This window comes from Mesorhizobium ciceri biovar biserrulae WSM1271, assembly GCF_000185905.1.
Classification (GTDB): domain Bacteria; phylum Pseudomonadota; class Alphaproteobacteria; order Rhizobiales; family Rhizobiaceae; genus Mesorhizobium; species Mesorhizobium ciceri.
The window spans coordinates 3908722-3922696 of the sequence record NC_014923.1; the positions used below are offsets into that span (position 1 = coordinate 3908722).

A 13975-nucleotide genomic window follows, 5' to 3' on the forward strand; every position below is an offset into this window, starting at 1 on the left:
ATCGACCCCATAGTAAAGACCGGAACCTGACGCATCGCCGCGCATTTCGTCTCCATGCATGACGAACCGAAATGCGGTCTCGCAATCAATCGGCAGCCAGGGAGAATTTGGATGCAAGCTTCAGGCGCAATCTCAAGACACCATGCTGGCCAGTTGGCCATAGAACCGTTTGCGGGCACGGTGACGGTACGATTTTCCGACGCCATAGTCGCTGCCACGGAACGGGCGAAAGTGCTTCAGGAAGAAGGACATGAGCCCGTGTTCTATATTCCTTTCGAAGACATCTATTTTGACCTTTTCGAAAAAACGAACACCACCAGCCGCTCCCCTTTGAAAGGTACCGCGAGCTACTGGCGCGTCCATGCCGTGGGCAGCTCGGCTGACGATTTCATGTGGGCATACGAGACGCCTGAAACCGCGGCGCGGGCCATTGCACGTCATGGTGCATTCGATCCGGAAAAGGCGCGCATCGATGTCGAGCCCGCGGAGGACAGAAGGCATACGCCCCACGTCACGGAGTAGATTGCCCGTTCTCACCGGCGCGAGCTGAAATTCAAGGCTGGTGCTAACCGCGTGGAAACTCTTCATCAAGGATGCGTAGTGCCTCCTCGTATCTGACGGTTGATGCCCCGGCCTGTCGTGCCTGCCAGATATTGTCCGCCAGATCCGCGCGCTTCACCGGCAGCGCCAATGGATTCGATGCCGCTCGTCGCACGAACGCGAAGTAATCCTCGCCGTCCCTGCGCGACATGGCGTCGACGGCCGACGCGATCGTCGGGCCAAAACCGGCCTCTTCCAATCTGGTCCGGTCCCAGCCTTCGCCCTTTTCCAGGACGTCATGGAGATAGGCGACGACCTTCTGATCCTTGGTTTCGACCGCGTCAACGACACGGCGACAGTGCTCGATATAAGGTCGCCCGGTCTTGTCGCGCTGTGCCGCGTGGACCTCTTCGGCAATCTTGGCCGCCCGGTAAAACATGCTCATCAGGCTTCCCCTTCAGGCATGGTTTCACCATCGCTCCTCGGTGTCGTGGTGCGGCAGGTCCATTCCGCAGCAAACCCAGCCAAGTCGCTGCCTCGATCCATAATTGTAGCGCGGCTCCAGGCGAGCCGGATCGTCGAACGTTCCGACATGAAGCGCGATCTCTCCCGGCGATGCGTCATAGGCGAGGCTGAGCGGCGATCCGCAGGCGGAGCAGAACCCCCTGCAGGCAATCGGCGAAGACCTGCGATAGGTCGGCGTCGCATCGGTCCAGGTCACGCTTTGGGAAGGTACCCAGGCCAGAACCGCGAACGCACTGCCGGTCGCTCGCCGGCACATATCACAATGGCAGTAATGCACTCTCGGTTCGCTTCCAGCGCGGAAGCGGATCGTGCCGCAGAGACATCCTCCGCTCAGTTCCATTTTGGCGCCCCGGTTGACTTGCGGCTCCAACGCCTCTCGCGCGGTCTCATGCGAGCACCTCCATTCATCACAGCGAAAACGCCGGTCATTTGCGTCGGTTCCTGTTGGCTATCTCAGGAACCAGTGCTTGCGCGCGGCGTTGCGTGTCTTTGCTGGCAAGTGAGGAGTCAGGGAATGCTTGGCCGGTCGGAGACGCACTGATGTCGATGCCGGGGCTGGCATACGGTCCCCTGGGCGATCGATGCATGCATGTCTGCGTGGACATGCAGCGGCTGTTTGCCGAGCCGTCTCAATGGGCAACACCCTGGATCACCCGGGTTCTCCCGCAGATCGAGACGCTGGTCGAAAGACGCGCGCCGCAGACGGTCTTTACACGCTTCCTGCCAGCCAAGAAGCCGGGGCAGGGCGTCGGCACCTGGAAGCGCTATTATGAGCGCTGGGCTTCACAGACGATCGAGACGATCGGGCCTGAAATGACCGAGCTGTTGCCGTCTTTAGCCGGCTACTGCCCGCCAGCGGCGATCATCGACAAGCACATCTACTCGCCCTGGTTCGAAGGGCGCCTCAGAGCCTTCCTGGTGGAGCGCGGCATCGATACGCTCGTCATCACCGGTGGCGAAACGGATGTTTGCGTTCTGGCCACGGTGCTCGGAGCCATCGATTTCGGCTATCGCGTGGTTCTCGTCACGGACGCGCTATGCAGTTCTTCCGATGCAACCCACGACGCACTGCTGACCGTTTACCACCAACGTTTCGCGCAGCAGGTCGAGACGGTTGAGATGGAAACGGTTCTCTCGAACTGGACTTGACGTTCGCTAACTCGGCTCGGCGGAAAGTGTCCATGCTTCCTTGCGCGGTTTGGCTGCCTATCTGTTAAGAGAATAACGGACACCAGAACGGGTAGCAGACGTGACGCAACGATCGGGAAGTGCTGATCTTCCACTCCATGGCGGGCGCGTGCCAAAATGGCTCGGCGACCGCATGACGCGTCTTGGCGCCGTGATGTGCGAAGCGATCATTCATCACTATGGTCGAGACGAACTGCTGCGGCGGCTGGCACATCCGTTCTGGTTTCAGTCCTTTGGTGCTGTCATGGGCATGGATTGGCACTCGTCGGGGATCACGACCAGCGTCGTGGGCGCTTTGAAGCGTGGCCTCACGCCGCTTTCCGGCGAGCTCGGCATTCATGTCTGCGGTGGTCGCGGCGCGCATTCGCGAAAAACCCCGCATGAACTCGAAGCCATCGGCCAACGCGTCGGCTTTGACGGAGCGGGCCTGGCCACCGTCAGCCGTCTTGTCGCCAAGGTCGACAGCGCCGCAGTCCAGGACGGTTTCGATCTTTACCTGCATGGTTTCATCGTCACCGATGACGGTCGCTGGGTCGTGGTGCAGCAAGGCATGAACGGTGACAGCAAGGTGGCGCGCCGCTACCATTGGCTCTCCGAGGGGCTCAAGAGTTTTGTCGACCAGCCGCATGCCGCCATCGAGGGCATCAATCAAGGCGAGATCGTCAACCTGACCGACAGGCGCGCCGACGCGTCGCGCCAAGGGCAACTGAACCTTTTGCAGGAGCTCGGACCCGATCGCATCCTGGGCGAGCTTGCGGCATTGGAGCGTTGCGCGGAGCCGAGGCGCCGGCAGGAACCGGAGCAGCCGCTGCTGCCGCATTTGGTCATGCCGGCCCATCATGACGTTCGCGAAAGCGATGTCGTCATGCATCGTCTTCACGGCAATATCGCCGCCGCCGCGGACCGCGGTCCCACCGATTTCGCCGAGCTCCTTCTGGTCCCCGGCGTCGGCGCGCGCACGGTGCGCGCGCTGGCCCTCGTTGCCGAGGTGGTGCATGGCGCGCCTTGCCGCTTTTCCGATCCCGGCCGCTTCTCGCTGGCGCATGGCGGCAAGGACAGGCATCCATTTCCAGTGCCGCTGAAGGTCTATGATGAGACGATCGGGGTTCTGAAGTCGGCCGTGCAAAAGGCAAAGCTCGGTCGCGATGAGGAAATCGGTGCCTTGAGGCGGCTCGACGATCAGTCGCGGCAAGTCGAACGATACGCAACCGGCCCCAGCCTGAAGGAAATTGTCGCGGGAGAATTCGACCAGTCGCATCTGCTTGGCGGGCGCAGCGTGTTCGGGTGGGAAGCGGCCCCGGACACAGCACCTGCTGAGCGGAGCAAGAAGGCCTGAGAACGAGCTAGAGCGGCTGTAGATCAATCGTCCAGATCGATGAGCGCGACACCGAGATCCGGGCGCTTGCTGCGGCGCAGATGGCCGGGCGCTTCCACCAGGGTGATTTCGAGCGTTGGCCGAACGATGCCTTCAAGCAGATGTCCACCCCGGGTGGTGCCATCGCTCAATCCCAGCACCGCATGGACGTGCAGGCTGGGCTTATCGTCATCACCCAGTGCGACATCGCCGATCGCGCTCAGAACCTCGCACTGTTCGTCGATAGGGATTTTGCGGTAGGTCTTCGCGTCCGGATCAAACCAGCCCACGGTGGCTTTTTCGAAAGCCCCTATGGCGGTCAGGGACGCGCTGCCGATCTTCTGGTCGACCGCGAAGGCGGTCAGTGCCGCGAACGCTTCTTCGCCTGGGTCGAGCACCAGGACAAACGTCCTTTGTCCGCCGATCTCATTGACGAGCTGCGATTTCATCCCTGTGCTTCCATCGTTCGGCCCCATTGAGCGCCGCCGTCAGATCAATGGGCGCGGTGTTCCGCATTGCGCTTGCGAGTCGCTGCAGCTTTCTTTGCCGATTCCGATCGGCTTGCGGCAGACCGTGATGCCGATGCCTTGCCGCCGCTTTTGCCGCCTTTGTGCGCCGCCGGATGGCCCGTGTGTTTGCCGCGGCCGGAACCGCCTTCCTTCTTGCCACCGCCATCGTCCTTGTTGACGGTTGCCCATGCGCGCCGCTCTGCCTCCTTGTCGGAAACCCCGCGCTTCTCATAACCTTCGGCAATGTGGTCGGCTTTACGCTCCTGCTTGTCAGTGTACTTCGATTTGTCGCCTCGTGGCATGGCCAGCTCCTCCTGTTGAACAAGGGCTGAACGTCGACTCGACGCGCTGGTTCCAACGGAAGTTCGCGAAGCCGAGGCCGCATGGCGGGGCAGCGCCATACACCGCCGCGGCGCGAGCTAACGCTTTTCGGGCCGGGGAGAGCGCAGCAGCAAGGCGAGGGGAACGAGCAGTGCGGTCGCTACCGCGCAATACCGAAAGACATCGATATAGGCGAGCAATGAGGCCTGCCGCGCTATCAACTGTCCTATCCAGCCGACCGCCTGCTGTTTTGCGTCGATCATCGGCGAGCCTTGAGCCACGAAGTGCTCGGTCGCCTGACGCAGAACCTGCTGGTAGGCCGGTGACGACTGTGCCGTGTGGCCGACGAGGTTTGCCTGATGGATTTGCGCGTTCTGGGCTATCACTGTGTTGGACAGCGACACGCCGATGCTTCCGCCGATGTTGCGGGCAACGTTGATGAGTGCCGACGCCTGGTTCGTCTGCTGCGGAGCAAGACCGACGTAAGCCGCCGTCGAGATGGGGATGAACAGGAACGGCAGACCGATCATCAGGAAGATGCGCGCGAAGGCAAAGAAGCCGAAACTGACGTCCGGGGTGAGCGATGTCATATGCCAGAGCGCGACAGCGACGACGGACATGCCTGCCATGATCAGGTATTTGGGCTGGACGATGGCGCCGGCAAATCCGGAAACCGGCATAAGCATCAACATTGCGATGCCACCCGGCATCATCGACAGGCCCGACAGGGTCGCCGTATAGTTGAAGGCGGTCTGCTGCAGTTGCGGCATCAACTGGGTGGTGCTGAACAGCACGGCGCCCACCGCCATCATCACCAGGAACGATGTGCCGAACTGGCGGCTGAACAGCAGGCGGACGTCGACGATCGGATCGCGGTGACTGAATTCCCACGGGATCAGCAGCAGGAATGAGACCGCCGAAATCGCCGCGAAGGTCACGATGAAACCTGATGCGAACCAGTCGTTGCGCTGGCCCTCATCGAGAAAGATCTCCAGGCAGCCAAGTGCCGTGGCGACCAGGATGAAACCGACCCAGTCTATTCTGAGGCCGCCCTTCAACCGTTCCTGCCGTTCGCGCTCGAGCACGTCAGGCTCGACCACCAGCCACTGCACCAAGGCAAGCGACATGATGCCGAACGGGACATTGATGAAGAATATCCAGTGCCAGGAGAAATGGTCGGTCAGCCAACCGCCGATGGTCGGCCCGACTGTCGGTGCGACGATGACGGCAATGCCGTAAAGAGCAAATGCCTGGGAGCGTTTTTCGGGTGGAAAGGTGTCGGCGAGAATGGATTGTTCGCTGGGTGCCATGCCGCCGCCGCCGAGGCCTTGCAGGATCCTGAAGACGATGAGCATTTCCAGATTGGGCGCCAGGCCGCACAGCAGCGACGCTATGGTGAAGATCGCCACGCAAAGCATGTAGTAACGCTTGCGGCCGATGACGCTGGCCAACCAGCCGCTAACTGGGATGATCACGGAATTCGCGACCAGATAGGTGGTGATCACCCAGGTGCTTTCGTCCATCCCGGCCGCGAGGCTGCCGGCGATGTTGCGCAGCGCCACGTTGGCGATCGAGGTGTCGAGCACCAGCATGAAGGTGGCGATCGAGACGACGACTGCGATCAGCCACGGATTGCGCCCGCCGGCGGCGGACCGGCTTTCGCTCCGTTCACCAGCCATTTCGACGGCGCTCATCTCACCTTGACTGTCGGCACCACCGACAGGCCTGGACCCAGCAGCACGCCCGGCGGTCGGTCGAAGACGATCTTCACGGGCACGCGCTGCACCACCTTGACGAAGTTGCCGGTGGCATTCTCGGCCGGCAGCAGGCTGAAGGCGGTGCCACTGCCCGCCTGGATGCTGTCGACGCGGCCGTGGAAGTTCTTTTCGGGATAGGCGTCGATATCGATGTCGACGGGCTGTCCCGGCCGCATCAGATCAAGCTGGGTCTCCTTGAAATTAGCCTTCACCCAGACCTCGTCGGGAACGAACATCATCAGCACCTGACCAGGCTGGGCGTAGGTGCCCTTGGCGGCCGTGATACTGGTGGCGCGACCGGTGACAGGCGCGGTTATGATGGTGCGCGACAGCATGGTGCGGGCCTGCTCCTGGCTGGCCTTGGCTTGATTGAGCTTTGCTTCCGCGCTCTTGGTCTGTGCCTGCAGAACAGTGACCTGGCTTTTCGCGGCAGCGACGTTTGCTCCGGCGCTGTCGAGGGCGGCCTGGTCCTGGCGCAGGGTAGAAGCGGCCTGTTCCGCCTGCTGTTGGGTGGAGGTTCCCTTGGCCAGCAGCTCACGGTTGCGCTTGTCCTCCGCTTTGGCAAACTCGAGCGCGGCCTGGGCCTGCGCCACCTGCTTCTGTGCCGCATCGATCTTGGCGTTTTGTGCTTCGATCTGTGCGCCGACATCGACGATCTCGGCCTGCGCCGAGGCCACACCGGCGTCGGCTTCCGCCAGGCTTGCCTGATAGTCGCTGTCGTCGATGCGCAAGAGCACGTCGCCGGCTTTCACAGACTGGTTGTCGGTGACCGCGACATCGGTGATACGACCCGATATCTCGGCACCGATCGTCACCGTGCGGGCGTCGATGAAAGCATCGTCGGTCGATTCATACTGACGCGCGTCCAGCCACCACAAGACCAGCCCTACGGCAATCAGCAGCACTGCGAGCAGGATGGCGATGGATATGTAAGGGTGCCGCCGAGGGAAGCTCAGCAGGCTGGGCTTTGGTTCTCCGGCCTGCTTGTCCTGCTTGTGCTCCTGACCGTCGGCCTGACCGGCGTCTTTCCGGTGTTTTGGCGACGCCTCTGAGGTGGCCCTGCGTGGCGCGGCGTGCGTGTCGCCGGTTCAGGTTCTTCGGTTTGGGTTTTCGCGTCCACGGGAGAACTCCCAGGAGTTTTGACGTGGCCAGTCAACGACAACTGGTCGTAAAAGGTTCCTGGCGACCGGGCACGGTTTCGCGCCTGGCGGAATTGGTTCAGCCGATTGCCAATCTGACCGCGATGGCCAGGATCACAATACCGACCAAGCCGGCTATGAAGATAACCCGACGCGTGCGCGTTCGCAGGATGATCTCGCCCTGTCTCGCCTGCTCCGCAGAGAACACAGGTCCATTGTCACCGTCCTTGTCATGCCGACCATCGCTCATGATCGCCTCCTTCCGGCCCTTGGCACACACCGGCTCTTGGCACACAACCATCGCTCGACAGGCGAGGTTCCGGTTATATCGATCCCGCCAGCAGAAAAAGGATCACAGGCTCGTGAGGAGGGAACTTTGTCCTCCGCGACTGGTTTGGGCCGCTTGAGACCCAGCCAGCCCGGAGCCAGCCATGCCCGATGCCAAGATGTCCAGTGGCCTGAGCAGACGCATGTTCATGACGGCCTCTGTTTCGGCGGCGGCGGCGATGCCGCTTGTGAATTCCCCGACGAGAGCTGCCCAGCCAGCGTCCGCAAAGCCAGCCGAACCGCGCGACTTGTCGGCGGTTTCAATGCGTATCAATAAACAGACCTACAATCTCGCGCTCGACAATCGAACCAGCCTGCTTGACGCTCTGCGCGACCACGTCGGCCTGACCGGCACCAAGAAAGGTTGCGATCACGGTCAGTGCGGCGCCTGCACGGTTCTGATCGATGGAAAGCGGGTACTGTCCTGCTTGAGCTTTGCCGTCATGAACCAGGGGCGGGAGATCACAACGGTGGAAGGCCTGGCCTCGACGGACGGGGAACTGCATCCGGTCCAGCAGGCCTTCGTCGACCACGATGCCTTTCAATGCGGCTATTGCACACCGGGTCAGATCATGTCCGCCATCGGTTGCATCAACGAAGGCCATGCGGGGTCGGAAGATGACATTCGCGAATATATGAGCGGCAATCTGTGTCGCTGTGCGGCCTATCCCAACATCGTTGCGGCGATCGTCCAGGCGCGCGACGAGATCAGGAGGGCCTAGGATGCGCCCCTTCGTTTATGAAAGACCAACCAGCGTCTCCGCTGCAATCGCCATGGCATCCCGTGTCGATGCCGTGCGCGTTCCGCCAACCGGCGCCGACACGCAATTCATCGCCGGCGGCACCAATCTGGCCGACTACATGAAGCTCGGTGTCGCGCAGCCGGACCGACTGCTTGACCTCAACACTCTTGCCGAGCCGGCCTTGCGGCAGATCAGGATAAACGATGACACGATCCGGTTTGGTGCACTGGTCCGCATGGGTGAAGCAGCCGACAACGTTGACGTCCGGCGGCGTTGCCCCGCCCTTGCCGACAGCCTGAAATTCGCCGCCAGCGGTCAGCTTCGCAACATGGCGAGCCTGGGCGGCAATGTGCTGCAACGTACGCGCTGCGAGTATTTTCGAGAGATTTCCTGGCCGTGCAACAAGCGCGAACCCGGCTCCGGCTGCGCTGCGATGGAAGGGTCCAATCGCCAGCACGCCGTGCTGGGTACGAGCGATGCCTGCATCGCCACGTATCACGGCGATTTCGCGCAGGCGCTGGTTGCGCTCGATGCCACCGTCGAGATCGAAGGTCCGCGGGGAAGGCGCACGCTTGCATTTGCCAAGCTGCACAAACGGCCGGGCGACACGCCCGACATCGAGACGGATCTCGCCGCCGACGAGCTCATAACCGCCATCGAAGTGCGGCTCGAACGGTGGAGCAGCCGGTCGCGCTATCTGAAGATTCGCGATCGCGAATCCTACGCGTTTGCGTTGGCGTCCGCGGCTGTTGCGCTCGACATGGATGGCGAGACGGTAAGGAGTGCGCGCATTGCGCTTGGTGGTGTGGCGACGGTGCCGTGGCGGGCGCGCGAAGCAGAGGACGCGCTACAGGGCAAAGTGCTTGACGAAGCCGCGGCGCAAGAGGCTGCCGAGGCTGCCTTCGCCGATGCCAGACCGCGCGAGCATAACGCATTCAAGATACCGCTCGGCAAGCGCACGCTGGTGCGGGCGCTGCTCGAAACCCGGGATATGAAGGGCTGAGCCATGAACCAAGCTGCACCCGCCCCCAGGGAAAACCAGGGCGATCCGGTTGTCCGCATTGACGCCCGGCTAAAAGTTACCGGACAGGCCGGCTATCCCGCCGACATCGTCACGGCCAACGTCGCCTACGGTGCCCTTGCCACCAGCAGCATTGCCCGGGGCAAGGTTTCGGGACTTCACACGAAAGACGCCCGGGCCGTACCCGGTGTGCTGGACATCGTCACCTATGACGATATGGACAAGACCGACACGCCGAAATTCGGCAACACCGGCGCAAGTTCGATCGGGCCTTTGCACGACAAGACGGTTTTTCACGACGGTCAGATCATCGCTCTGGTGGTTGCCGAGACCTTCGAGGCGGCGGAGGAAGCCGCAATGTTGATCCGCGCCGACTATGAGGACGAACGGCCCGCCGCCAGCTTTGATTCCAAGGGCGTGAAGATGGAGCCGGCTGCCGGCAAAAACCCAATGTTCAAGGAGGATGCGAAGGCCGGTGATTTCGATGCCGCCTGGGCGGATGCGACGGTAAAGATCGACGAAAAATATTCGACGCCGACCCAGCATCACAATCCGATCGAACTGTTTTCGACCACCGCAATATGGCAAGGCGACCAGTTGACCATACACGAGCCCAGCCAGAACGTTACCGGCTGGAAGGTGGAACTGGCACGCCAGCTGAAGCTCGATCCGGCCAATGTGCGGATCGTCAGTCCCTATATCGGCGGCGCCTTCGGCTCCAAGGGGCCGATGACGGCACGCACCGCTATCGTTGCCGTCGCGGCGCGACGCATTGGCCGCCCGGTTCGTTGCGTCGTCAATCGCATGCAAGCCTTCGGTACGCAGACCTATCGCGCCGAAACGCGGCATAGGATCCGCATGGGCGCCGGCAAGGACGGCCGCATCACGGCGTTCGGACATGAGGCCTGGGAGGTGACGTCACGCCCTGACCCTTATGTCGTCGGCGGCACGTCCGCCACCGCGCGCATGTACAATTACGGCGCCGTTCTGACGCATGTTTCGCTGGTTCACGCCGACCGCAACACGCCTGGCTACATGCGATCGCCGCCGGAGACGCCTTATGTCTACGCGCTGGAAAACGCCATGGATGAAATGGCCGTGGCCCTCGGCATGGATCCTGTCGAGTTTCGTCGCATCAATGAACCGGAGAAGGAGCCCATCGGAGGCAAGCCATTTTCCAGCCGCTCACTCATCAAGTGCTACGACCAGGCGTCGGAGGCCTTTGGCTGGTCGAAGCGCGATCCCAAGGTCGGCTCGATGCGCGACGGCGACTGGCTGGTCGGGATGGGCTGTGCGACGGCGATCTATCCGACTGCCGCCGCGCCCTGCGCGGCCCGGGTTCGTCTCACCGCCGACGGCGAGGTTCGAGTCCAGTGCGGCTCGCATGAAATCGGCACCGGCGTTCGCACCATCGCCGGCCAGATGGCGGCCGAAAGACTGGGCATCGGCATGGACAAGATCAGCGTCGAGATGGGCGACAGTGCCTTGCCGCCGGCTCCCGTGTCGGGCGGATCGATCTCGACCGCCAGTGTCTGCTCGGCGGTCATGAAAGCCTGCGACGCGATACGCGGAAAGCTGTTCGCCGCCGCTGCGGGCAGGGGGGCTCCGCTGGCCGGTTCGGGCAATGCGAAGCTGGACTTGAAGGACGAAGAGGTCGTCACCGAGACCGGCAAATCCGCAAAGCTGGCTGATGTCTTCAAGGCTATGCAAGTCGGCGCCATCGAGGAATATGCCGAGTTTGCGCCGAAGGGTTCTTCGCCTGAAGCCCTCAGCAAACTCTATGCCGGACAGTCGGAATTTCATGGGGGAGAGAACGACGAAGATTCGGTCAAATATGCCTTTGGCGCCGAGTTCGTCGAAGTGCGCATCAACAGCTATACACGCGAAATCCGGGTCCCGCGCATCGTCGGGGCCTTCGCCGCCGGGCGCATCATGAACACGCGCACCGCGCGCAGCCAGCTGATGGGTGGCATGATCTGGGGTATCGGCCAGGCGTTGCACGAGGCGACGGAAATCGATCAGCGACACGCGCGCTACGTCAACCGCGACCTGCAGGACTATCTCGTGCCGGTCAACGCCGACATCAAACAGGTCGACGTTATCCTGGTCCCCGAAATCGACCATCAGGTCAACCCTGCCGGCGTCAAGGGTTTGGGCGAACTCGGCAATGTCGGAACGGCTGCTGCCGTGGCGAGTGCCGTCTATCATGCCACCGGCAAGCGCATTCGCGATCTGCCGATCAGAATAGACGATTTGATAGGCTGACGATCAAGAGTTCTGGACCAAGCATGGAACTCGTAACCCATAAGAAATTCAAAAACGGCAGGTTGATGCCGTGGGGAAAAGGCACGGTCGTCTCCGGAGCAAGGGGATTTGTCTACCTTTGCGGAAATACGGCAACCGCCGAAAATTATGATCCGACCGGAAAGAGAGGAGGGGGATTCACTGGCGATGCGGCGGCACAGTGGCGTGCAATTCTGGCGAACATCAAATCAGATCTGGAAGAACTCGGCAGCGCGCTCGACTATCTCATCCGGCTGACCTTCTTCATCAAGGGGCCATTTCCCGATGGCGGCGTTCTGAGTTCACCCAATTTTCGTCTCGACGTACTGGACGAGTTCTTTGCCGAGCATTGCCCGAAGCACTGCAGCTATAACAACCCGCCGCCTTCGGAGGTGATCGGAGTTGCAGCGCTTGCGCAAGCCGACATCGTCGTTGAAATTGTTGCGGTGGCGGCGTTGCCTGACTGAAGAATTTCGCATGCAGCGCTGGCTTGATTGACTTGGCTCTCGCGTGTCACTCCGGGGCTGTGGCGGGAGCCGTGTAACGGCGGCGCACGGCATCAAGCACCCGCTTGCGGCTCTCCTCCGCCGACAGGGTCTTGTCCTCTTCCGCCTGGGCGGTTTCGCGCGCCAGGTCCTTGTCCCTGATCTGATGTCGAAACCATTTGGAATAGTCGCCGGTGCGCAAATGAAACTCCCAGGTCTTGTCATCTATGCCCTCGGCGATCTGAGCGAAGATCATCAGATTGTGAGCCCTGAGATTCATCGCATTCTCAGGGCCATGGAAATAGAAGCTGCCGGCTTCGTCGAGCTGGCCTTCGGCATATTTCCGGCTGTGCCGCTTGAGTGACTGACGTGGTTCGACCACTTTGACCGTCTTGACTTTTTTGCCTGCCTGCGGCCGCCAGAACAGCACGCGCGCACCTTTCGGGCTGGGGATGACTTTCGGCGGCTCAATGCCGGTTTCACGGCAGAAGACCTTCACGACGTCCTTTGCCTTGGGGCCAAGCGCAATGATGGCTGTCACCAGGCGCAAGGCGTCTGTCGAGATCGCCTCGGGGTGAACGGTGATCAGGATTGTGCCAGGCAATTCCAATGACAGAACCGCCCGCGTATCGTCGCGCCGCTTGGGCAGAAGATGATGCGCTTCATCGATCACGAGCCAGTGCGGTCTCGCGGTGCGCCGGCGGAAACTGCTGAGGCCAGGCAGCAGGTCGGCAAAGAAATCCGGCCTCTCGTCGACCCGCAGGGCCAGTCCATTGACGACTATATTGCTGTCGGCCTTGGCGATCAGATCCAGCACTTGCGCCTTTGTCGGCGCGCTTGAGCCGTCTCCCAGGCGAACGGCGCCTTCGAGGCCATCATAGTCGCCTTCGGGATCGAAGACACAAAACTGAAAGCCGCTTTCGACGAAGCGCTCGGTCAGCGCGGTGGCCAAGGTGGATTTACCGATACCGGAACTCCCGGCAATGAGGATCGTGTCGCTCGGCGACAGGTAGGTATCGTCGCCGCCAGATGATCCAAGAACGATGCCGTCATGGCGCTTCGGCACTATCGCGTGATCACGCTTTATCAGCTTTGCGATCAGTTGCTCCACGCCTTTGCCTCGGGCGCCACGCATGACCAGGTTGGCTGTATCCTTGACCGCCGGAATTGCATTGTCGACGGCGACGCTGCAGCCACAGGCTTGCAGGAACGCATGATCGTTCTCGGCGTCGCCGACGCCGACGACGTTGTGCGGCGAAAGTCGAAGGTCCTGAAGGGCCGCGGCGAGCCCGGTGGCTTTGTTGATGCCGCTCGGCAGGATCATCACCGCGCCCTTGTTGAAGATGATTTCCAGTTCGAGCCCCATCTTCTTGATGACCTCAAGCACGGTCGCTTGATGCGGTTCCCAGGTCGCGACGATCGATCGTCCGACCGAAAGCGGCTTGACGCCCTGCCTCTTCAACCTGGCGACGAATTTGGGCTCGGGCGGCGGGGCGATCACCCGCTCTTCCTCGCTGGCCGGCGTGTAGATCATCGCGCCATTCTCAGCGACGACCTTGTCGAAGAGGCTAAGCTCGGGAAAGACGCCCTTGAGATCGGGCAGTTCACGCCCGGTGACGAGAACCAGCTTGCGGCCGCTTTTCTTGAACCGCTCAAGCGCAGTGAGCGTTTTCTTGGCGACGACCCCATCATGAGCCAGCGTGCCGTCATAGTCAGTCGCCAATGCAATGAAATACATTCCGCCAACCCTTCTCGGTTCCGATTGCTCTGCGACTAGAACGTG

The 13975-nt window shown here is 61.6% G+C and carries 15 protein-coding genes; 7 read left to right on the forward strand and 8 right to left on the reverse strand.

The annotated features are described in order from the left end of the window. Positions 1-111 precede the first annotated feature (111 nt). On the forward strand, positions 112-522 hold the full coding sequence (locus MESCI_RS18955) for a DUF427 domain-containing protein (protein WP_013531554.1): 411 nt from the start codon (positions 112-114) through the stop codon (positions 520-522). 43 nt (positions 523-565) lie between these two features. Here the strand turns inward: MESCI_RS18955 and MESCI_RS18960 are convergent, their stop codons facing one another. Together MESCI_RS18960 and MESCI_RS18965 are read right to left on the reverse strand one after the other, a co-directional pair. Next, complete coding sequence (locus tag MESCI_RS18960; RefSeq protein WP_013531555.1) at positions 566-985, reverse strand: HD domain-containing protein; 420 nt, start codon at positions 983-985, stop codon at positions 566-568. A 24-nt stretch (positions 986-1009) separates the two neighbouring features. Continuing rightward, positions 1010-1405, reverse strand: a complete 396-nt coding sequence (locus tag MESCI_RS18965; RefSeq protein ID WP_164919930.1) for a GFA family protein — start codon at positions 1403-1405, stop codon at positions 1010-1012. A gap of 200 nt (positions 1406-1605) precedes the next feature. Between MESCI_RS18965 and MESCI_RS18970 the strand changes: the two genes are divergently transcribed. Both MESCI_RS18970 and MESCI_RS18975 read left to right on the forward strand, forming a co-directional pair. Next, a complete protein-coding gene (locus MESCI_RS18970; protein WP_013531556.1) occupies positions 1606-2214 on the forward strand; it encodes a cysteine hydrolase family protein in 609 nt (202 codons plus the stop codon). 100 nt (positions 2215-2314) lie between these two features. Next, the gene (locus MESCI_RS18975; protein WP_013531557.1) at positions 2315-3589 is read left to right on the forward strand and encodes a DUF763 domain-containing protein; all 1275 of its coding nucleotides are present in this window, start codon (positions 2315-2317) and stop codon (positions 3587-3589) included. A gap of 23 nt (positions 3590-3612) precedes the next feature. On the opposite strand, the gene MESCI_RS18980 is transcribed toward MESCI_RS18975, so the two are convergent. The 5 genes from MESCI_RS18980 to MESCI_RS32290 all read right to left on the reverse strand — a co-directional run bounded on the left by MESCI_RS18980 (position 3613) and on the right by MESCI_RS32290 (position 7583). Then, positions 3613-4056 (reverse strand): PPC domain-containing DNA-binding protein, encoded by a 444-nt coding sequence (locus tag MESCI_RS18980; RefSeq protein WP_013531558.1) that lies wholly within the window; start codon positions 4054-4056, stop codon positions 3613-3615. Positions 4057-4100: 44 nt separating this feature from the next. Next, positions 4101-4418 (reverse strand): hypothetical protein, encoded by a 318-nt coding sequence (locus MESCI_RS18985; protein ID WP_013531559.1) that lies wholly within the window; start codon positions 4416-4418, stop codon positions 4101-4103. A gap of 117 nt (positions 4419-4535) precedes the next feature. Beyond that, positions 4536-6131: a DHA2 family efflux MFS transporter permease subunit gene (locus MESCI_RS18990; RefSeq protein ID WP_165447102.1), complete on the reverse strand. Its 1596-nt coding sequence runs from the start codon at positions 6129-6131 to the stop codon at positions 4536-4538. Beyond that, positions 6128-7072 (reverse strand): HlyD family secretion protein, encoded by a 945-nt coding sequence (locus MESCI_RS18995; protein ID WP_245268547.1) that lies wholly within the window; start codon positions 7070-7072, stop codon positions 6128-6130. Before MESCI_RS18995 ends, MESCI_RS18990 begins: the two co-directional genes overlap by 4 nt. Before the next feature lie 340 nt (positions 7073-7412). After that, positions 7413-7583 (reverse strand): hypothetical protein, encoded by a 171-nt coding sequence (locus tag MESCI_RS32290; protein ID WP_013531561.1) that lies wholly within the window; start codon positions 7581-7583, stop codon positions 7413-7415. 181 nt (positions 7584-7764) lie between these two features. Between MESCI_RS32290 and MESCI_RS19000 the strand changes: the two genes are divergently transcribed. Genes MESCI_RS19000 through MESCI_RS19015 form a run of 4 tightly spaced genes read left to right on the forward strand, consistent with a single transcriptional unit; the run spans position 7765 to position 12174 of the window. Then, positions 7765-8382 carry a (2Fe-2S)-binding protein gene (locus MESCI_RS19000; protein ID WP_013531562.1) on the forward strand — a complete coding sequence of 206 codons (618 nt, stop codon included), beginning with the start codon at positions 7765-7767 and terminating at the stop codon, positions 8380-8382. Position 8383: 1 nt separating this feature from the next. Continuing rightward, entirely contained in the window at positions 8384-9406 is a 1023-nt protein-coding gene (locus MESCI_RS19005) for an FAD binding domain-containing protein (protein WP_013531563.1), read from the forward strand. Between the two features lie 3 nt (positions 9407-9409). Continuing rightward, on the forward strand, positions 9410-11689 hold the full coding sequence (locus MESCI_RS19010; RefSeq protein WP_013531564.1) for a xanthine dehydrogenase family protein molybdopterin-binding subunit: 2280 nt from the start codon (positions 9410-9412) through the stop codon (positions 11687-11689). 23 nt (positions 11690-11712) lie between these two features. After that, on the forward strand, positions 11713-12174 hold the full coding sequence (locus MESCI_RS19015) for a RidA family protein (protein ID WP_013531565.1): 462 nt from the start codon (positions 11713-11715) through the stop codon (positions 12172-12174). Positions 12175-12220: 46 nt separating this feature from the next. On the opposite strand, the gene MESCI_RS19020 is transcribed toward MESCI_RS19015, so the two are convergent. After that, on the reverse strand, positions 12221-13930 hold the full coding sequence (locus tag MESCI_RS19020) for an HAD family hydrolase (RefSeq protein WP_013531566.1): 1710 nt from the start codon (positions 13928-13930) through the stop codon (positions 12221-12223). Positions 13931-13975 lie beyond the last annotated feature (45 nt).